This window comes from Pseudidiomarina sp., from assembly GCF_048268165.1.
Taxonomy (GTDB): Bacteria; Pseudomonadota; Gammaproteobacteria; order Enterobacterales; family Alteromonadaceae; genus Pseudidiomarina.
Genome location: NZ_JBLWWA010000001.1, coordinates 1,244,427 through 1,264,198, shown reverse-complemented (window position 1 = coordinate 1,264,198; position 19,772 = coordinate 1,244,427). Strand labels below are relative to the sequence as shown.

Genomic DNA, 19,772 nt, shown 5'->3' with positions numbered 1-19,772 from the left:
CCCGAGTTACAGTAAAAGCTGCCAGTCAGCGGCTAGCTGCGGCTGAATGCGTTCGGCCAGGTCGGGCTTCAGGTGATTAATGCAAATGCGTTTGGGCTGCTCGGTTAAACCGCCGAGCAGCTTTTCGCACAGTTGTGGCGTTAAGTGACACGACTGCAATGCAATGGCTTCGAGTTCGTTGGGAAACGAACATTCAAGAATAATAGCGTCAAGTGGGGCCAATGCGTTGAGAGCGCTCACAACACTTTCGGCATACCCCGTATCCGCAACAAAGGCCGTCAACTGGCCAGCTTTGCGCACCGCATACCCGAACGTGGGCACGGTGTGATAGGTCGAAAAGGCCTTAATTTCTATACCCTCAATGGTAATGGACTCACCTGCTGCAATTTCTTGCAGGCGTACAAGTGGCTTTTCAGCCGACGGCATTACCGTCATATCGGGCCAGATCACCCAGTTAAATACGTGTGCTTTAAGCGCAGCGAACGTGTCTTTGGAGCCATACAAGGTCACCGACTGTGATGGATCAAGCGCGTTGAATAAATTAGCCAGCAACATGGGCAGGCAACAAATATGATCGCTATGGCTGTGGCTTAAAAATATATGCCGCACCTGCTGCATTTGTGCCAAGCTTAATTGACTGATACCGGTTCCGGCATCAATCAATATGGTTTCGCTGATTTGCAGGCAGGTACTGCCGCTGAGCCCAGCTAAGCCGCCGCTGGCACCTAATACATTTATGTTCATTTAACTCGCATCACTAAAGCGTACATAACCGGCACCACCACCAGTGTTAACAGGGTGGCGAAGCCCAAGCCAAACATAATCACCACCGCCATGCTGACAAAGAAGTCATCAAATAACAATGGGATCATTCCGACAATGGTGGTGGCTGCGGTCATTGTTACCGGCCGCACGCGACTAATTGAGGCATCAACAAGCGCGCTGAGTGCTTCTTTGCCCGAATGCAACTCAACGCGCACTTGCTCCAACAACACCACACCGTTTTTAATAAGCATGCCTGACAAACTTAAGAAACCAAGCAAAGCCATAAAACCAAACGGCTGATTGGTTATCCATAACCCCAAGGTAACGCCAATAACGCTCAGCGGTACAGTGGTCCAGAGCACACTTGCCTGACGAATGGAGCTAAACAACAATACGGTAATAATGAACATCACTAAAAAGGCGAGCGGTAAGGCTTGGAATACCGCCCCCGTGGCTTTTTGTGAAGCCTCGAATTCGCCGCCCCAACTTAGTTCATAACCAACTGGCAGCTCAATCGCTTCAATTGCTGGACGAACGCGCGACAGCACCATAGCTGGGGTTTCGTCGCCGAAAATATCGTGGTCGGCCATAACGGTAATTGTACGTTTGCGGTCACGGCGCAGTATGAGGTTATCTTCGGCCAGTAAGGTCATGTCACGCACCACTTGGCCAAGCGGAATATGCTGCTGCAAGGCTGAGCTATATACTTGCAGCTCTCGCCAATTATTCAAATCAGTGCGTTCACCGGCCGGTGCGCGCACCACAATAGGCAACAAGTCAGTGCCGTCACGATAAACGCCAACCGCTTGCCCGGTAAAGTTACGTTTCAGTACATCGTCAACATCCGATTTGGTGATGCCCAACCGCCGTGCTGCCGCTTCATTGAATTCAGGTTGCAGCACTTTGGTGCGTTGGCGCCAGTTATCACGCAAGTTATGCACGCCGTCGTCTTTTGCCATAATTGCCCGCGCTTGATCGGCTAATTGACGCAGCACTACCGGGTCAGAACCGCTAAAACGAGCTTCAATTTTAGCCGTTTGCGTGGGGCCCATTTCCAGAGGCTTCATTTTGTATTCAACGTCAGGTTGCTCAACCTTCAGGTAAGCTTCAAAGTCCAATAAAATAGCCTGCAGCTGATCGGTGTTTTCCGCACGTAATATAAGCTGCGCGTAACTTTCATAAGACTTTTCTACTTGGTATGTCAGTGTAAATCGCGGCGCACCTTGACCAATTGTTGATGCGACAAATTTTAAGCCATTGTTATTGTTTTCCGCGTCCACGCCCTGTGTGGCCAAGTAATGTTCCAGCTGTTTCACTTGCTGTGCTGTTGCACGTATGTCGGTGCCTTGTGGGTACCACAAATCAACAAATGCCATTGGCGTTGTGCTAGGAGGAAAGAACGATTGCTTAATGGTGGTAAACCCGTATCCAGCAACAACCAGTAGCACTAACATTACCGCAACGGTTGTTTTACGCCAGCGTAAAAACCAGTGCAGCATGATGCGATAACCACGAAACACCCAGTGATTATAAACGTGGTCGTCGTCTTCCGGTTGCTCACGGGCTGTTCGGGCGCGCGCATCTTTGCGGAATAATATGTTTCCTAAAAATGGTGTCAGCGTTATGGCCGTGAACCAACTGAGTAACAACGAAATAAACAGCACCCAGAACAGTGAATTGGCATACTCGCCGCTGGCATCTCGTGACAGGCCTATTGGCGCAAAGGCAATAATGGCAACGGCCGTTGCGCCCAACAAGGGCCAAATATTCTGTTGCACCACGTCAATGGCGGCTTGAACCCGTGAAAGGCCGCGCCGAACACCAACCAACATACCTTCGGCAATCACAATCGCGTTATCAACCAGCATGCCCAGAGCAATAATCAGTGCGCCTAAAGAAACCCGTTGCAGCTGAATGTCCATCAGATACATGAAGATAAAGCTGCCAAGCACGGTGATGAGCAACACACTGCCAATTAGAACCCCCGACCGCAAGCCCATGGTTACCAGTAACGCTATCACCACAATGACGATGGCTTCAGCGAGGTTAATCAGGAAGTTATTGACCGAATTATCCACTTCCGAGGGCTGGTCATAAATTTTTTGAACCTGCATACCAACCGGTTGTGCATACCGCAGCTCGTCCAGGCGTTGCATGACCCGTTCACCCACATCGACCACGTTCACGTCTTCAGCAAATGACAGTGCTAACCACAAAGAGTCCTCACCGTTGTAACGAACCAAATGTGTCGGAATGTCTTGGTATTCGCGCGTTACCGTCGCCACATCGCGCAACAAGATACGCTCGTCGGCACCGGGGTTACTGATCATAAGGTTGGATAGTTCGTTAACGCTCTTAAACTCGCCGCTGGTTTGCAGGCGAATTCGTTCGCTACCTACTTGCACGCGGCCAGCATCGCTGACTGTGTTTTGGGTTTGCAGCAGATTAACGATTTGTTGTGGCGGGACACCAAAGTTGGCGAGTTTTTCACGTGAAACTTCAACGATCACCTGTTCATTTTGTTTGCCGGAAACTTGTACTTTGCCAACCCCTTTAACCAACACCAGCTCGCGGCGTAGGTAATCGGTATAGTCGGCAATATCTTGATAGCTATAGCCTTCGCCTGTAATTGCGAACGTCATGCCATATACATCAGCAAAGTCGTCTTTCACCATGGGCTCGCCGCTACCCGGCGGCAAATGTTTGCGGGTGTCGTTGACCTTGCGGCGCAGCTCATCCCACACCTGTGGCATTTGATGCTTGCGTAGCGTGCTGTGCATCTCAATCATGATTTGGCTTAAGCCCGGCTGTGACACTGACGTAATATGGTCAACATAGCTCAGTTCTTGAATGGCGTTTTCCAGCCGGTAGGTTACTTCTTCTTCAACTTGCTGTGACGTGGCGCCGGGATACTGGGTAATCACCATGGCTTGTTTCAAGGTGAACTCAGGGTCTTCTAAGCGGCCAATATTTTGTAGGGCCACCACACCACCAAGCAGTAAAATCAGCAACACCAACCAACTGGTGGTGGTGCGCTTCATACTGTAGCGAGCGATATTTATCACAGGCCACGCTCCTTAACCCATGGACGCACCTGCTGTTCGCTTTGCAACGCGTGCACGCCGGCAATCACGATTTGCTCGCCGGGCGTTAACCCGTCGATAACCTCGACGCCTTGATTGGTCACCGCACGAACGGTAATTTGGCGCTGCTGAACCCGCTCGGTTTCAGGGTTGAAAACCCAAACAAAATGCCCTTGGTCAGGCGCATCCGAGGTGGGCGAGAACAGCGCTGCTGTCGGCACTAATATGGCAGCTTCGGCCTGCTTTGACACGGCATTAGCATCAACCGAAACCATTGCCGACATACCCGGAAGCACATTCAGGTTCTCGGGCGCGGGCAGGGTAAACACTACTTTGTAGGTATTGGTGGCAGGGTCAGCCGTTGAATCCCACTCTTTTAAACTTGCTTTGAATTTCTGCTCTGGGGCAGCCGCAAAGGTGACATCTGGCTGGTAATTCGTTTGGCGTTGCACCCGCGCAAATAACCCCTCAGGAACGCGAATACTGACATCAATTGCGTTATTCATTTGCAAGGTTGCGATTTGACGCTGCGGCTGAACGGTCTCATAGCGCTCCACAAATACATGGGCAATGGTTCCAGCAAACGGTGCGCGTAACTCGGTATAGCGCACATTGGCACGGGCAGTTTCAACATTCGCCCGTGCAACCTCAAGGTTCGACTTCACTTCGTCAAATTGCTGCGGCGATATCACTCCTTGGTCAACCAAGTTTTCCGTGCGGCGAAATTGCGCCTGCGCCAACTCAAAGCGCGCCTGCGCTTGGTCCAGAACCAGTTGATAATCGGTTGGGTCGAGCTTGGCAATCAATTGGCCTTGCGTAACCTCATGACCGGCCTTAACCGGAAACTCTTGAATTTCACCACCTACGCGAAACGCCAGTTGCGCCACTTGTGCAGCTTCAACCACCGCTGGAAAACTGCGTACACGCTGACCATCAGCAAAACTGACAGTATGCAACTTCACCGGTTGTATGACTGCCGCGCGCTGTTTCTCCTGCGGCGCATCGCTGCAACCAGCTAAAGCCGCAAGGGCGGCGAGGATGAAAAAACGAATGTGCATAAAACCTCCAGTGAGATGAAAAACAAAAGCGATATTAGTTATTCGTTATTGGTTATTCGTTGGATCGAGAAAACGAATAACGATTTTACGCTGTTGCATGTAAAATAATACTGAATTAATCTTGAATACATGTTCAGTTTTACTTAATTAGATTCGGTGTGCTTGCGATGAAGATTCAACAACTACAGATGCTCAATGCATTGAGTGAGACAGGAACGCTACTGGGGGCTGCCGAACACTTACATCGAACCCAAGCAGCGGTCAGTATGGCACTTAAGAAGCTTGAAGACGAGGTGGGGTTTCCGCTGTTTGATCGTGAAGGCTATCGGCTGAAATTAACCGCCTATGGTGAGCAATTTTTACGACAGGCGCGCGAAGTACTGCGGCAACAACAACGTTTGCAATCCTTAACCCAACAGTTACGCGATGGTGCAGAACCGGTATTGCGTATTTCTTACGATCACACTTGCGCACCCGCCAGCTTGTTTGAGGCCATGCGCGCCATGCAAACCCGTTACCCAACCACTGATCTCCTGCTAAATGGCGAAGCACAATTGCGTTCCTTACGGGCCATTCGCGAAGGTGAAGCGGATTTAGCGTTAACGCCTTGGTTACCCGTGTTTCGCCAGCATGGCGATTTTGAAACTAAGCTCGTCCGCCCATTTGAATTGTTGGTCACCATTTCGCCAGCACTTGTGGCCAAGTATGGCTTGCCCACACAACGGCGTGACTTACTTGACATACCTATGTTGATGCCGCAAAACCAAGACGTCGGCATTAATTTGGACCGAATGATTCGCATGCCCGGCCAACAACGGATACGTGTGAATGATTCCATCGCCCAGCGAGAACTGCTGGTAGCAGGTATGGGCTGGGGCATTGTACCCGGTGATATTATTGGCGATGAGCTGGCGCGCGGTGATCTCATTCGCATTGACATACCGGACTTCATCAACCAGGTTCACCTGGAAGTGCATCTTGTTCGCTCCGCAGAGCGCATTGCAGGCCCCGCCGCCCAAATTATCTGGGACTATTTTTAAACGATTTTCTTCCACAGCAAAGGCTCAACCCGCTTCGGTATATACAGTGCATAGCCGTATTGAGTTTGCAGTTGTGCCGCAGTATCGTACAAGTCCATCATTGAACTACTTTTAATGTCACTCGCCGTTTCATTGCGAATATCGTTGCGCGCAATATCCACAGCGTGGTCCCAGCTACCAATTGCACGTTCGGGTGAATAAACGTAACGGTAAACTTGCATGTTGGTATTGTCAGTGTCAGCTAGTGCTGGCGCAGCAGTTACAAGAGCTGCGGCTACCAACAAGGTTTTCATTGTGAATGTTTTCATGATCAATCCCCCCACAGAGATGTCATGTATTAAGATAGTCTAAAAGTGTGAAAAGTTTATTGCGCAAGTGTAACGAGTCGTTACTGGTTATTCGTTATTCGTTATTGGTTACTCGTTATTCGTCCAGTCACTTCGTTCCTTGTTGGTCCGCACTACGTGCTGTTCGTATTTATTTCTCGAACAACAAGCGCAGCGCGTGCACGAACAGCGAAGCGCACGAATAGCGAATAACGAATAACGCTCTTTCCCTATTCACAGCATTTATCGCAAAGATTGATGCATATATCCCCCTATGAATTCAAATCAGCCGCTAAAACCCGTATAATTCGCCACACTTTTCAAACCGCAACAGCAAAAGGGGTACCCAGTGCTGCAAGAATACCGTAAGCATGTCGAAGAGCGGGCCGCAGAAGGCATTCCGCCAAAGCCACTGACAGCAGAGCAAGTTGCTGATTTAGTCGAATTACTGAAAAACCCACCAGCCGGTGAAGAAGACTTCTTATTAGAACTTCTTTCTGAGCGCGTACCTCCAGGTGTTGATGAAGCTGCTTACGTAAAAGCAGGATTTTTGTCAGCTATCGTAAAAGGTGAAGTAACAAGTCCTGTCGTAAGCAAAGACGCTGCAGTTTCTCTGCTTGGCAATATGCACGGCGGTTACAACATCGTAACTTTGGTTGAGTTGCTCGACGATGCCGACTTAGGCGAATTAGCTGCAGAAGAACTGAAACACACCTTGTTGATGTTTGATGCCTTCCACGACGTGGAAGAGAAAATGAAAAACGGCAATGAACTGGCCAAAGAAGTTGTTGAATCATGGGCAAATGCCGAGTGGTTCACGGGCCGTGACAAAATGCCTGAGCAAATTAAAGCAACCGTATTCAAAGTAACGGGCGAAACCAATACCGACGACTTGTCACCAGCACCTGATGCGTGGTCACGTCCGGATATTCCGTTGCACGCCAAAGCGATGTACAAAATGCCACGTGAAGGCGTAACTGACGCGGCGAAGCAAATTGACGAGCTGAAGCAAAAAGGCCATCCAGTAGCTTTTGTTGGTGACGTTGTAGGTACCGGTTCTTCGCGTAAATCTGCCACCAACTCAGTGTTGTGGTTTATTGGCGAAGACATGCCAGGCACCCCAAACAAGCGTGCTGGCGGCATCTGTATTGGTAGCAAAGTTGCGCCAATTTTCTTCAACACCATGAAAGACGCAGGCGCGTTGGTGTTTGAAGCCGACGTTGAAAAAATGAATATGGGCGATGTGATCACCATTCACCCATACGCAGGCAAAATTGAAAACGAAGCGGGCGAAGTTATCGCAGAATATGACTACGCATCACGGGTTATCCTTGATGAAGTGCGTGCTGGCGGTCGTATTAACCTGATCATCGGCCGCGGTTTGACAGAAAAAGCGCGTGAGTCACTCGGTTTGGGTCACTCAGAGCTGTTTTTGAAGCCTGAACAACCAGTCGACAGCGGCAAAGGCTTTACCCTAGCGCAAAAAATGGTGGGTAAAGCATGTGGTATGGAAGGCGTTCGCCCAGGTACCTATTGCGAACCGAAAATGACCACTGTGGGCTCACAAGACACCACCGGGCCAATGACCCGTGACGAGTTGAAAGACTTAGCCTGCTTGGGCTTCACTGCGGATTTAACCATGCAGTCATTCTGTCATACGGCGGCGTATCCAAAGCCTGTTGATGTTGAGACACAGCACACCTTGCCAGACTTCATCATGAACCGTGGCGGCGTGAGCTTGCGTCCGGGCGACGGTATCATCCACAGCTGGTTGAACCGTATGTTGTTACCAGACACCGTAGGCACTGGTGGTGACTCGCACACCCGTTTCCCACTGGGTATCTCATTCCCGGCAGGGTCTGGTTTGGTTGCGTTCGCGGCAGCTACCGGTGTTATGCCGTTGGATATGCCTGAGTCAGTATTGGTCCGCTTCAAAGGCGAAATGCAGCCAGGAATTACCTTACGTGACTTGGTTCACGCTATTCCGGCATTTGCGATTAAAGAAGGTTTATTGACCGTTGAAAAACGTGGCAAGAAAAACATCTTCTCAGGCCGCATTTTAGAAATCGAAGGCCTTGATCACTTAACCGTTGAGCAAGCGTTTGAATTATCAGACGCATCAGCAGAGCGTTCAGCGGCAGGTTGTACGATTAACTTGTCAGAAGAATCAGTTGCTGAGTACTTGCGCTCGAACATCACCATGTTGCGTTGGATGATCAACGAAGGCTACGGCGACGTGCGTACGCTTGAACGTCGTGCAAGCAAAATGGAAGAGTGGTTGGCGAACCCAACGTTGATGCGTGCTGATGCAGACGCAGAGTACTCAACCGTGCTTGAAATTGACTTGGCCGATATCAAAGAGCCAATCGTGTGTTGCCCGAATGACCCAGATGACGCGAAATTCTTAAGCGAAGTTGCTGGCGATAAGGTTGACGAAGTGTTCATCGGCTCGTGCATGACCAACATTGGTCACTTCCGTGCTGCAGGTAAATTGCTTGAGAAAAATACGCAAGAATTGAACACGCGTTTGTGGATTGCGCCACCGACTAAAATGGACGAAGCGCAGTTACGTGAAGAAGGTTATTACAACATCTACGCCAACAATGGCGTGCGTACTGAAATGCCAGGCTGTTCATTGTGCATGGGTAACCAAGCACGGGTTGAAGCGGGCGCAACAGTGCTGTCAACGTCTACCCGTAACTTCCCGAACCGTTTAGGTGATGGCGCCAATGTTTACCTGACTTCAGCTGAACTTGCAGCTGTTGGTGCAATTTTGGGTAAACTGCCAACGCCTGAAGAGTACATGGAGTATGCGCAGGACATCAACTCAATGGCTGGTGAAGTTTATAAGTACTTAAACTTTGACCAAATGGACGCCTTCCGCGAAGCAGAAGCTGCAGCGAAAGCGAATGTAATCCCAACCATTAATGTTGGCTAATGGCGTTCACGCAATTGGTTGAAAAGGAGCTCATTTGAGCTCCTTTTTTTTGCCTAAAATTTTTTATTTATTAATCAAATGTTTAAACAAAAGTTATAAATTCTTCTTGCCTATTTCTCGTCTTTGCATAATCTTAACGTTAACTGAACATAAAGTACCCATAGGTACGAGTTAACAAATCAGTTGCACCATCAATAACAAAAATAACAGCTCATTGGAGAGCTCTATGAACAACATCAAACTAGCTATCGTAGCTATTCTCGCTTTATTCCTCAGCGCTTGCGCCATGGGACCCCAACTCGCTCAACCTTACCAACTTACCGCACCACCAGCAATTGAAGGCAACAGTGGCCAATACATGAGCCCCTATACTTCTGACGGTGTGTTAGCCGAATGGGTTAACAACGCACGCAATGCCGACATGGGCAGTGCAATTGGCGGCATGGCTGGCGCTTATGCGGGGCAAAAATTGGCGGAAAACATTCCATTTATCGGCGGTTGGTTAGGTCAGGAAATTGGTGAAACCGTTGGCCGTGAAGTGGCTTTAGAAATGGCCGGTGGCGAAGAAATTATCCGTGGCACTTCAGATATTTCCTTTAACAGCTTAGAAGAGCTCTCTGTGTGGATGTACGTAACCCACTCAGCGCACCCGCATTATCAAGACGCGCTGGAATCGGCAATGTCGATTTATCCTGAGCTAAAAACTGTTTACTCCCAAGCTTTGTATACAGCCTCTGGTCAACTTGGCTACTAAGCATCTAAGCGTTAACAGTTACTAATCAGAAAAAAAGGCAATCCTTATGAATAAAGTCGTTTTACTAGCGACCCTGGCAAGCGTTATTGCGCTTGCTGGGTGCTCAAGCACCTCAAACATAGACAACAGTGCGGGCCGTGCCACGGTGTATGAAGACGCACGCTCACCAGGCAAAGTGCAAGGTGTTGGCGTTGAATCGCAAGATATTATGGCCGTTACCGATCAAATGATGCGCGACATGCTTAGCAACCCACAGCTGGTTAGCCGTGATGTTGCGCCGCGAATCATTATCGACAGCCAGTATTTCACCAATGAGAGTTCATCACGTATCAATAAAAACATGCTGACCGATCGGCTGCGGATTAACTTAAATCGTGCGTCCAATGGTCGCTTGGTTTTCGTTGGTCGTGAATATGCTGACATGGTTGAAAAAGAGCGTGAATTGAAACGTATGGGCGTGGTTGACGGCGGCACCATTCGTGCTACCCAGGCCACCGCCGGTGCTGACTTCCGTTTGGTTGGGCGCATTATGTCGCTCGACGCTATGGACACGCGTAGCCAAGAACGTTCGCGTTATCATCAAATCACTTTCGAGCTTGTAGACCTCGAACTTGGCACCTATGTGTGGAGTGGCATGTATGAATTCCAGAAAACTGCACAAGACGACGTTATCTATCGTTAGTGCAGCCTTGGTGTTGGGCCTTGCTGGCTGTGCCAGTACGGGCCCAACGCAATACCAAGCGTTAGCACTGAATCAACAAGAAAAAGACGCACTGAACGACAAGCCTGCCTATTTACGTCCGCTTTATCGCAAACTCTTCGAAGAAGGTAAGCGTAACGAAGTGCTGAACCGCATGGAAATTGGTACCGCTGCGTTCTATCAAGGCGATATTGATATTGCGCGTGAGAACTTTGATGCGGCTTTGGAAGTAATTGAAACCGTGTATGCGGACAATGACTCAGCAACAAAAGCCCGCAGCCTGTGGCACGAAGAGGGCCGCAAAGACTTTAAAGGTGAACCCTATGAGCGCGCTATGGCCTACTACTATCGTGGACTCATCTATTTGATTGACGGGGTTTACGACAACGCGCGAGCAAGTTTCGTCAGTGGCTTAATGCAAGATGCATTTGCCGAAGAAGAGCAAAACCGCAGTGACTTTGCGGTGATGCTGTTGCTTGCTGGCTGGTCAGCGCAAAAAATGGGTAGCCCAGTACTTGCTGAGGAAGCTTACGACGAATTACGTGAACTGCGCCCTGATTTTCCGATTCCAGCGGCTGATGACAACGTGCTAATTTTGGCTGAAACCGGGTACTCACCGCGTAAGCTCGCAGATGGCATGGGTCACTATGAATTGGTGTTCAGGCCGGGTAAAAACTTCAAAGAAAAGCAGGTTGTTATCGATACGGGGCAACAACAAGTAGCGATGGAACCGATTGAAAGTGTTTATTGGCAGGCTACTTCTCGTGGCGGTCGCCCAGTTGATGCCATTATTGAAGGCAAAGCTGCATTTGCCAATAACACCGCCAGTTTTGGTCGGGATATAGCCCAGCTCGGTGTCACCGCGCGCGTGTTTTCACCAGCAATAGGTGGCAGCAGCGGGCAAGTTGGTAACACCTTGGCGCTCATCGGTGTGGCAAGCATGGCGTTGTCGGCCAATGTGAAGCCGCGCGCAGACACCCGTTATTGGTCACGTTTACCCGATGCCGTGCATAGCTCCACCACCAAGGCCAATCCAGCCGACGTGGCCATGTGGCAAGCACAGTACACAGATATTGATGGGAATCCTGTCGCCCTAGACTCTGGCGTGTTTCATCACTACCAAGATCCACAGGGCAATCATTTAATCTGGCACAGCTCACGTGCCCGTTAACACAGCATTAAGGATAAGCATTATGAAACGACATTTCATAGTAGTCGCCAGTTTAGTACTTACTTTAGCCGCGTGCGGTAGTACACAAAATGGTTACAGTGGTTCGCACCCGGTGCAGCGCACCAGCACCAATGAGCTCAATTCAATTGTTTTTATTGACCACAGTTTGAATCGAACAGACATTACCAAAACGCCATTCGGCGAAAAGGTTAAAGACACCGTCAAGGTCACTTTAGATCGCAGCGGCATCACCAACACAGCGACTGGGCAGTTGGAAGTGTGGACTATGATTCGTAACCGCACAGATTATGATCTGCAAATTGAAGGTAAAGCATTGTTTTTTGATGCCAACCAAGCACCGTTAATGGATGAGTCCATGTGGCGTCGCGTGTATGTACCGGCAAACGGCACGGCCATCTATAAGGAAACATCACTCAACAATCGGGCCGAATACTTTTTAGTTGAGCTACGCGAGGGCCGCTAATATGAAAGCCGTGTTCCTGTATGGTATGTGTGCTGCTACTTTGTTGGTTAGCAGCACTGTCCAAGCGCAAGATACCCAAGCGCAACCGATGTTAAATGACCCGTACTTTGACCGGGCTCGGCAAGCTGAGCAACAACAAGTCAGTTTGTTACAGGTGGATAAAGCGACGTTTCGTGCAGCTTACGACAAGGCGGGTAAGCCCAAGTTGGTGATGTTAGTTGGCGAACCTTTCAGTGACATGGTTTCTGACTGGCACATGCAACGTCGGGTAAGCGTTAACGCTCAAGCAACCGGCACAGAGGGGACATTTGTGCCCGAATCGCAAAGTGTTCAGGTTGGTGTTGAACAACGAGGCTATGACAGCCCTCGCCGCTCCAGTATGCTTAGCGCAGCCCAGTGGGATGAATATCAACGCGGTTATCAGAGCATGCTGATGAGTTTTGGCGTGCGTCTGGTCAATCGCAGTGTGGCCATGCGTTTACTGGACTCGGAGATTCGTGCGCAAACCAGCCGTAACCCGCAAGACGACAATCAACGCTTAGAAATGGACATGTTGCGCAAGCACACCAATCTACTCATTGAAGTGATGCCATACCGTGAAACCAAAATGAACTATGAGCCTATTGGCTATCACATCACCATGACCTCGTTAGAAGACGCCACGTTACTTGCTGATGACCGCGTGCCAATTCCACAAGGTTTGTATGAATACGGGGCAACTGCCGGTGGTTATGAGTTACAACGGCCGCGCAATGTTGCTGGGGTAACCGCGCAACCTGGCGGCTATGAAGTGATTGAAGAGCAAGCCGAGCTGTGGGCCGAGCAAGGGCAACTAGCTGCGCAGGCAACGCTGCAAATGCTTTACGACCGTTATCTGTAAGGCTAGTCTACTAGGCACAGGTAGCTAATATTGGAGTGACTGTGCCTTGAACATTAAAGGTTGGGTTCTGACCGCCGCTACTGCAATGCTGCTGGTCGGCTGCAGTGGCAACGAGCGCAACACACCGCAACTTGATATCAATGACGGCGTGTATTGGTCAGAACGTTATCAAAGCTATCTGGTGGTTGATGATGCGGTGATTACCCGCTATCAGTGGACACCGTCACAATGTTGGGCCGCAGATGCCGGCCTCATGCCGCGCGTATTTTCTAGCAAGTTCAACCCCGGCCAGCATGCCTGGGTGGGGGCGGGCTACCGAACCTTGGTATTGCAACGCTTATCCGATGGTTTACCCGTGGTGTTTACCCGCGAACCCTTTTTACCCAAGCATTGCACGCAAAAGCCAGAGTCTGGCGCCCAGCAAGTTGTTGATACACTGGCCGAACTATTGCAGCAATTTCATCATGGCTTGAGCCAAACAGCGCTGCTGCGCTGGCAATATGAAGCGCAACGTATCGACGCCATTAAATCGGATGTGCCGCTTGATGATCAGGTGGCGTTATTTGCCTTAGTCAGTGAAGTGCTAGAAGACAGTAACGACGAGCATGCTTTTATTTTGGCGCAGGGCATTCAGCGCTATTATCGCGTCAGCGACTTTGAAGTGGGTGAGGCACAACGCGAACAAGCGCGGCGGCAGTTGTTGCAAGACCTGCAAACCAGCCGACTCAACCACGGTTGTGAGCAAGCCTTATGGTGGGGGTTACTCAATACCGGGGAATATTACCTTGGTGTACAACGGTTACACCGTTTTAGTCCTGAAGCCAGTTATAGTGAACCTGGACAGCGTTGCTTGCAGCGCGCCTTGTATAGCATAGAAGAAGACTTAAAAGGTGTTGCACAAGTTACCGGCGCTAAACCGAAGCTACTTATTGATTTACGCTACAACGAAGGCGGCAGTTTGTTGTTGGCAAGTCAGCTCGCTAACAGCTTGGTAAACCGTGACGAAGCACTGACGACCATTCAAGGGCACAGTGTATTTGAAACACGCCGGCCTGAACTATCCGAGTTGCATCAGCGCGGTACGGTATTGGTCACTGAAGTTACTGCAAGTGCGGCAGAGCATTTAGCTCAAGCTTTGCGGTTGCGCGGATTTTTATTGCGCGGGCAAAAAACCCGTGGCGCATTTTCACCGACAACCGTAAAAAGCCTACCCAATGGATGGATAGTGGGCTTGTCGATGTACGCCCCAGATGCCGTGGTGGACGGTCGCGGCGCGGTCCTTCCTGAGGGGGAAGGGCTCACGCCCGACGAAAACTTACCCATAGAAGTGCTGTTTCCAACGGAACCAGCACCAGACTAGATGCTAGGCATTGTTCGCGGCAGAACGCTCAGCAGAGCGCTCGGCCACTTGGCTGTCTATCCAGTTGCGTGTTTCTTGCTGCAGAACATCCAGCGGAATACTGCCATTGCGCAGAATCACCTCATGAAACTCGCGCAAGTCAAAGTCGGCGCCTAACGCTTGTTCAGCTTCGGTACGCAGCTGACGTATCAGCATTTCACCCAATTTGTACGACAATGCTTGGCCAGGCCAGGTAATATAACGGTCAATTTCCGTTTTCACATTATGTAAGCTTAAGGCCGTATTGGAGGCCATGAAGTCCATCGCTTGCTGACGGCTCCAGCCCATGGCGTGCATACCCGTGTCGACCACTAAGCGCGCTGCGCGCCACATTTCATAGCTTAAGCGACCAAAGTCACTATAAGGGTCCTGATAGAAGCCCATTTCTTTACCAAGCCACTCCGCATACAAACCCCAACCTTCGCCGAAGGCAGAAATATAGGTGTATCGGCGGTAATCCGGTAAGTCTGACATTTCGCGCGCTAGCGCACCTTGCAAATGATGGCCTGGTGCCGCTTCATGTAAGGTCAAAGCTTCCATCTGGTAGAGCGGGCGGCGATCAAGCGCGTAGGTGTTAACCCAGTAGAAGCCTGCGCGGTCGTCGCGATTGCTGCCAGCATAACGTCCGGTGGTGTATTTCGGCGCAATTTCAGCAGGTACTGGCGCCACCCCATAAGGTTGCCGTGGGAGCTTTTTGAAAAACTTCGGCAGTTCGCCGTCTGCTTTCTTGGCAATGTATGCAGCTTCTTTCAGCAACTCTTCCGCGGTTTCCGGGTAAAACTGTGGGTCTGTGCGCAAAAAGTTGGTGAACTCCTCAAAGCTGCCTTCAAAACCAGTTTGCTCAATGACTATCGCCATTTCATTGCGAATACGTTTAACTTCATCCAACCCGCGCTGGTGAATATCTTCAGGCGTTAAATCAAGCGTCGTGAAATGTTTAATACGGTTTTGATAATAATCACGGCCATCAGGTAACTCGCTGGCGCCCACACTGTCGCGACTGTTCGGCAGGTAATCCATGACCATGAAGTCAAAGTAACTTTGGTAAGCTGGCAATACCTGCTCATCAATAATTGTTGCCGCTTCTTCTTGCAGTTGAACCCATTGTATTGCGGTTACAAAAATTGGTTTTTTGCCGGTGAAAGGTTCAAAAAACAGACTATCTTCAGGTGCCTGCACAATGTATGCAGCAATACTTTCTTCAAACCCTTGCATGGCCGCTTTCGGTTGGGTGTAGCCTTCTGCTAAAGCCGCTTGTAACCAAGCAGTTTGTTGCACCATGTAGCGCGGAACCGAACGTAACCGTTCTAAATAATTCTGATAGTCTTCAAAGCTCCGAAAACTGGCATTACGCACCATGAAGCCAAGGTTACTATGAAAGCCACCTTCAGCGTTAAGTGGCATATAATGTTCTTTGTAGGTGTAGCCATCGACTACGTTTTGTAATCGGTAGGTCAGCATGCGATGGTTGATTTGATTCTGTCGCGACAGCGCAGACACGTCCACCTGTTGCAATCGGGCCAGCCAAACCTTTTGCTCTTGAGCGCGCTCGGCAAGTGCAGCCGCAGACATATCAGGCAATTGGTTACCTTGCTGCGAGCCCTGTGCTTGCAGTTGTTCAAAAATGCCGTCAGCCAGCTCAGTGTAACGGCTGTCAGCATTTTCAGCCGCTTGCTGTGTGGCCGCTGTGTTGGCTTGTGAAGCTGTTTCTTGCGTGCTGGCGCAACCGCTAAGCAGTAGGGCAATGGCCGTTGCCGCTAAGCTGGTTTTAAACAGAGTTTTGGTGTTGGACTGTGCGGGTATTCCTGAACGCATGATATCTCCGGCAATTGATTCAAACAGTTACATATTAACCTATGACATGAGTTTGCTAGACTTTATAATCTACATCAGTGTCAAAATATGGTAAAAACCATCATTAAAGAAAACCAATCTATCGCACAAACGGGCATGGCGCTACAAGCACGATGCGACCGACACGCAGTATTTGGCGAGGAATTTACGAGGAATTTATGACGCACGCACAGACAGGGATATACGCGGAACCCAATTTACACGGGGTGACCTTGCTGTTGAATGTCATGACAGATGACGTGGCTCACGTACGTCGTAAGCTCGCCAGAGTTCCTCAGCTGCTTGACGACTTAGACCTACGCTTCTCAGAGGCCATGCTCAATGGCTATATTGCTATTGGCAGCGATTATTGGGACGTGGTTTACCCAGAGTCACGGCCACTGCAGCTTACCGGCTTCCCAGATTTAAACGATGGCGACCGCCAGGCGCCTCGCGAGTCGGTCGATTTGATGCTCTGTGTGCGTTCTGATCGCTTTGATGTAAATTTTCAGGCTGCACGCACCTTGATGGAGTGGCTGGGACACGACGTTGAATTGATTGATCAAATCAACACGTTCCGTTTTATGGACGGCCGTGACTTGCTCGGCTTTATCGACGCTCCGGATAATTCGCGGGGTATGCGCCGCCGTGAAATAGCCTTAGTGAATGACGATCCAGTATTTAAAGGTGGCAGCTACATATTCAGCCAACGTTTTCGCTATGACCTGCGGCGTTGGGAGCAATTAAGTACCGAAATTCAAGAACATGTAATGGGGCGTAAAAAAGTAACTGGCGAGCGCATCAGTGAAGCGGTACTAAGCATGGTCACCCATACTCAAAAGGCACGTTTGGTAGACGCCAAGGAACAACCCTTAGAGTTATTGCGTCAGAATATGCCGTGGGGCAACTTACGTGAACAAGGGCTGCTGGGTATGTATATGACAGGCAAGCCACAGCACGTTATCCATTGGCTAAAAAATCGTTATATTGCAGACGAGCAGGGCGATTACGATCCGTTGCTGGATTACATTGAAGCCGTAAGTAACGCAGCCTTCTTCGCCCCCTCAATCGATTTTCTGAAAAACAAAAGCGATATTAGCCGTTAGATATTTGATATTAGAAAAACACTGTTACATCATATCTAATATCTAATATCTAATATCTAATATCGTGGTTGCCCTTCGAAGAGTTTTTTGACGTTCTGCAGTGTGAAATCAATCTCAGAGACCTTCAGCGGTGCAATGAAAATTGTATCATCGCCAGCAATCGTGCCCAGCACACCTTCTTGTTTGCCGACCGAATCAAGCAAGCGAGCAATTAACTGGGCAGCCCCCGGCGTAGTACGAATAATCACCATCACATCATTGTGTTGTATATCCAAAACAAGCTGGGTTAATGGTGCGCGGGTACTTGGAATACCTAATTCTGCGGGTAGGCAGTACACCATTTCTTGCCGTGCATTGCGGGTTCGCACCGCCCCATATTTGCTTAATAAACGTGAAACCTTCGACTGACTAATATTGGCAAAGCCTTGTTCTTTAAGGGCATCGACAATATCCCCTTGCGAACCGTAACGTTCTTCTTTTAGCAACGCTTTAAAGGCTTCAATCATGTCGTCTGGTTTTTTGTTTGGCATAAGTTTGGCTCAATCAACACATTAAATTAATCCTCAATCATATACAGCCAGCACCGTAACGCAAGTGTTTCCGAGCACTTACGCAGCCGTTGTTTGGTTGTAATTTGGCCGAAAAAGGAGTAAAGTTTTCGGCCTAAAATATCCCCACACAAATGGATGGAGTCTGAGATGAAAGTTGCAGTTTTAGGTGCTGCTGGCGGTATCGGCCAAGCATTATCATTACTTTTGAAAACCCAATTACCTGCTGGTTCTGAATTGGCGTTATACGACGTTGCGCCTGTAGTACCTGGTGTTGCTGTTGATCTGAGCCACATCCCTACTGCGGTATCCGTTGCTGGTTATGGTAAAGACGACTTAGCTTCAGCGTTAGTTGGTGCTGACATCGTGTTGATTCCTGCGGGCGTACCGCGCAAGCCAGGCATGGACCGTTCAGACTTGTTCAACATCAACGCAGGTATCGTTGCGAACTTGGTTGAAGCAATTGCTGATAACTGCCCGAAAGCTTGTGTGGGTATTATTACCAACCCGGTGAACACCACAGTTGCTATCGCCAAGAAAGTGCTTGAGAAAAAAGGCGTTTACGACAAAAACAAATTATTCGGTGTGACCACGCTGGACGTGATTCGTGCTGAAACATTTGTGGCAGAAATTCATGGCAAAAACCCAGCTGAAGTGACTGTTCCAGTTATTGGCGGCCACAGCGGTACCACTATTTTGCCATTGTTGTCACAAACCGGTTTAAGCTTCTCAGACGAGCAAATTGAAGCGCTAACCAAGCGTATTCAAAATGCTGGCACTGAAGTTGTTGAAGCAAAAGCTGGCGGCGGTTCTGCAACCCTTTCAATGGGTCAGGCAGCTGCGCGCTTCTGCTTATCGTTGGTTAAAGCAATGGAAGGTGACAACAGCGTTGTTGAGTGCACTTACGTTGAAACTGACGGCAAAGACGCGTTGTTCTTCGCACACCCAGTACGTTTGGGCAAAAATGGTATTGAAGAAATTCTGCCATACGGCGAACTAAGCGCTTATGAAGAAAAAGCAAAAGCTGCTATGTTGGATGGTCTGAAAGCTGATATCCAAGCTGGCTTAGACTTCGTTAAATAAGCCTTTCACCTAAAAAGGCTGAATCATGCCAAAGCAGAGTGTCTTACCACCCCTTGTGATAAGCGCTCTGCTTTTGTGTTTCTATTACCTGCTCATGCCATGGCATGACGCACTACTGATGCGTTACCCCCGAGTTATCGACGGCGCGTGGTGGCAAATCATCACCGGTCAGTTGATGCATCATGACCAACCCCACCTTTGGTTCAATGTTATCGGCGTTTGGATTGGCTGGTTACTGTTCCCTGAGCAATTGAAACATGCAAAACACTGGTGGGTAGTTTTCCCCATTCTAATCGCTAGCAGTGCTGGTCAGTTACTCGGTGCCCCCAGCTATGAAGTTTATGCCGGCTTTTCGGGCACGCTTTACGGTTTATTTGCCTTCGCTGCGCTCAAAGATGCCCTGGCCAAACAATGGATAGGCATGGTCGTGCTCGCAGCACTCGTGCTAAAAATCATTTTTGATCTGGATCAACCCGCAAGCGGCGACGCGGTTGCCGTATTTGCGCATATTGGCGGTGCTTTGTGTGGTTTAGCACTCGCGGCAGTTCCCCGCGTATCTTTATAGACTTTTGTCTAATTTAACCTATCTCCCCTTGTAAAATCT

At 49.4% G+C, this 19,772-nt stretch carries 17 protein-coding genes; 11 read left to right on the top strand and 6 right to left on the bottom strand.

Annotated elements, in window-relative coordinates; translation table 11 throughout:
- Positions 1-6: 6 nt before the first annotated feature.
- The 3 genes from ACN0UY_RS06040 to ACN0UY_RS06030 are packed head-to-tail and all read right to left on the bottom strand — an operon-like array spanning position 7 to position 4,906.
- Entirely contained in the window at positions 7-744 is a 738-nt protein-coding gene (locus ACN0UY_RS06040) for a 3',5'-cyclic-nucleotide phosphodiesterase (protein ID WP_417665792.1), read from the bottom strand.
- Positions 741-3,827, bottom strand: a complete 3,087-nt coding sequence (locus ACN0UY_RS06035; protein ID WP_417665920.1) for an efflux RND transporter permease subunit — start codon at positions 3,825-3,827, stop codon at positions 741-743. Before ACN0UY_RS06035 ends, ACN0UY_RS06040 begins: the two co-directional genes overlap by 4 nt.
- Positions 3,827-4,906 (bottom strand): efflux RND transporter periplasmic adaptor subunit, encoded by a 1,080-nt coding sequence (locus tag ACN0UY_RS06030; RefSeq protein ID WP_417665791.1) that lies wholly within the window; start codon positions 4,904-4,906, stop codon positions 3,827-3,829. The genes ACN0UY_RS06035 and ACN0UY_RS06030 overlap by 1 nt, the downstream gene beginning before the upstream one ends.
- 167 nt (positions 4,907-5,073) lie before the next feature.
- Between ACN0UY_RS06030 and ACN0UY_RS06025 the strand changes: the two genes are divergently transcribed.
- On the top strand, positions 5,074-5,946 hold the full coding sequence (locus tag ACN0UY_RS06025; RefSeq protein ID WP_128352109.1) for a LysR family transcriptional regulator: 873 nt from the start codon (positions 5,074-5,076) through the stop codon (positions 5,944-5,946).
- Here the strand turns inward: ACN0UY_RS06025 and ACN0UY_RS06020 are convergent.
- Positions 5,943-6,254, bottom strand: coding sequence for a hypothetical protein (locus ACN0UY_RS06020; RefSeq protein ID WP_417665790.1), 312 nt, complete (start codon positions 6,252-6,254; stop codon positions 5,943-5,945). The genes ACN0UY_RS06025 and ACN0UY_RS06020 overlap by 4 nt on opposite strands.
- A 367-nt stretch (positions 6,255-6,621) precedes the next feature.
- Between ACN0UY_RS06020 and acnB the strand changes: the two genes are divergently transcribed.
- From acnB to ACN0UY_RS05985, 7 genes are all read left to right on the top strand, one after another.
- A complete protein-coding gene (acnB, locus tag ACN0UY_RS06015; RefSeq protein WP_417665789.1) occupies positions 6,622-9,210 on the top strand; it encodes a bifunctional aconitate hydratase 2/2-methylisocitrate dehydratase in 2,589 nt (862 codons plus the stop codon).
- A gap of 226 nt (positions 9,211-9,436) precedes the next feature.
- On the top strand, positions 9,437-9,964 hold the full coding sequence (locus tag ACN0UY_RS06010; protein WP_128351375.1) for a hypothetical protein: 528 nt from the start codon (positions 9,437-9,439) through the stop codon (positions 9,962-9,964).
- 46 nt (positions 9,965-10,010) lie between these two features.
- Positions 10,011-10,646, top strand: a complete 636-nt coding sequence (locus tag ACN0UY_RS06005; RefSeq protein ID WP_417665788.1) for a hypothetical protein — start codon at positions 10,011-10,013, stop codon at positions 10,644-10,646.
- Positions 10,603-11,835, top strand: a complete 1,233-nt coding sequence (locus ACN0UY_RS06000) for a hypothetical protein (RefSeq protein WP_417665787.1) — start codon at positions 10,603-10,605, stop codon at positions 11,833-11,835. The genes ACN0UY_RS06005 and ACN0UY_RS06000 overlap by 44 nt, the downstream gene beginning before the upstream one ends.
- Before the next feature lie 22 nt (positions 11,836-11,857).
- Positions 11,858-12,319 (top strand): hypothetical protein, encoded by a 462-nt coding sequence (locus ACN0UY_RS05995; protein ID WP_417665786.1) that lies wholly within the window; start codon positions 11,858-11,860, stop codon positions 12,317-12,319.
- A gap of 1 nt (position 12,320) precedes the next feature.
- A complete protein-coding gene (locus ACN0UY_RS05990; protein ID WP_417665785.1) occupies positions 12,321-13,199 on the top strand; it encodes a hypothetical protein in 879 nt (292 codons plus the stop codon).
- Between the two features lie 46 nt (positions 13,200-13,245).
- Positions 13,246-14,559, top strand: coding sequence for a S41 family peptidase (locus ACN0UY_RS05985; protein ID WP_417665784.1), 1,314 nt, complete (start codon positions 13,246-13,248; stop codon positions 14,557-14,559).
- 3 nt (positions 14,560-14,562) lie between these two features.
- Here the strand turns inward: ACN0UY_RS05985 and ACN0UY_RS05980 are convergent, their stop codons facing one another.
- On the bottom strand, positions 14,563-16,413 hold the full coding sequence (locus ACN0UY_RS05980) for a DUF885 domain-containing protein (RefSeq protein ID WP_417665783.1): 1,851 nt from the start codon (positions 16,411-16,413) through the stop codon (positions 14,563-14,565).
- 197 nt (positions 16,414-16,610) lie between these two features.
- Here ACN0UY_RS05980 and ACN0UY_RS05975 point away from each other — a divergent pair, with 197 nt between their 5' ends.
- A complete protein-coding gene (locus ACN0UY_RS05975; protein WP_417665782.1) occupies positions 16,611-17,537 on the top strand; it encodes a Dyp-type peroxidase in 927 nt (308 codons plus the stop codon).
- A 56-nt stretch (positions 17,538-17,593) separates the two neighbouring features.
- On the opposite strand, the gene argR is transcribed toward ACN0UY_RS05975, so the two are convergent.
- Complete coding sequence (gene argR / locus ACN0UY_RS05970; protein ID WP_128351367.1) at positions 17,594-18,067, bottom strand: transcriptional regulator ArgR; 474 nt, start codon at positions 18,065-18,067, stop codon at positions 17,594-17,596.
- A 168-nt stretch (positions 18,068-18,235) separates the two neighbouring features.
- Here argR and mdh point away from each other — a divergent pair, with 168 nt between their 5' ends.
- Together mdh and rrtA are read left to right on the top strand one after the other, a co-directional pair.
- A complete protein-coding gene (mdh, locus tag ACN0UY_RS05965) occupies positions 18,236-19,168 on the top strand; it encodes a malate dehydrogenase (RefSeq protein ID WP_417665781.1) in 933 nt (310 codons plus the stop codon).
- Positions 19,169-19,193: 25 nt separating this feature from the next.
- Complete coding sequence (gene rrtA / locus ACN0UY_RS05960) at positions 19,194-19,733, top strand: rhombosortase (RefSeq protein ID WP_417665780.1); 540 nt, start codon at positions 19,194-19,196, stop codon at positions 19,731-19,733.
- Positions 19,734-19,772: the final 39 nt, after the last annotated feature.

Coding starts and splice junctions, on each gene's coding strand:
- ACN0UY_RS06040 (WP_417665792.1), bottom strand. CDS start 744: ATGAACATAAATGTATTAGGTGCCAGCGGCGGCTTAGCTGGGCTCAGC.
- ACN0UY_RS06030 (WP_417665791.1), bottom strand. CDS start 4,906: ATGCACATTCGTTTTTTCATCCTCGCCGCCCTTGCGGCTTTAGCTGGT.
- ACN0UY_RS06025 (WP_128352109.1), top strand. CDS start 5,074: ATGAAGATTCAACAACTACAGATGCTCAATGCATTGAGTGAGACAGGA.
- ACN0UY_RS06020 (WP_417665790.1), bottom strand. CDS start 6,254: ATGAAAACATTCACAATGAAAACCTTGTTGGTAGCCGCAGCTCTTGTA.
- ACN0UY_RS06010 (WP_128351375.1), top strand. CDS start 9,437: ATGAACAACATCAAACTAGCTATCGTAGCTATTCTCGCTTTATTCCTC.
- ACN0UY_RS06005 (WP_417665788.1), top strand. CDS start 10,011: ATGAATAAAGTCGTTTTACTAGCGACCCTGGCAAGCGTTATTGCGCTT.
- ACN0UY_RS06000 (WP_417665787.1), top strand. CDS start 10,603: ATGAATTCCAGAAAACTGCACAAGACGACGTTATCTATCGTTAGTGCA.
- ACN0UY_RS05995 (WP_417665786.1), top strand. CDS start 11,858: ATGAAACGACATTTCATAGTAGTCGCCAGTTTAGTACTTACTTTAGCC.
- ACN0UY_RS05990 (WP_417665785.1), top strand. CDS start 12,321: ATGAAAGCCGTGTTCCTGTATGGTATGTGTGCTGCTACTTTGTTGGTT.
- ACN0UY_RS05980 (WP_417665783.1), bottom strand. CDS start 16,413: ATGCGTTCAGGAATACCCGCACAGTCCAACACCAAAACTCTGTTTAAA.
- ACN0UY_RS05975 (WP_417665782.1), top strand. CDS start 16,611: ATGACGCACGCACAGACAGGGATATACGCGGAACCCAATTTACACGGG.
- argR (WP_128351367.1), bottom strand. CDS start 18,067: ATGCCAAACAAAAAACCAGACGACATGATTGAAGCCTTTAAAGCGTTG.
- mdh (WP_417665781.1), top strand. CDS start 18,236: ATGAAAGTTGCAGTTTTAGGTGCTGCTGGCGGTATCGGCCAAGCATTA.
- rrtA (WP_417665780.1), top strand. CDS start 19,194: ATGCCAAAGCAGAGTGTCTTACCACCCCTTGTGATAAGCGCTCTGCTT.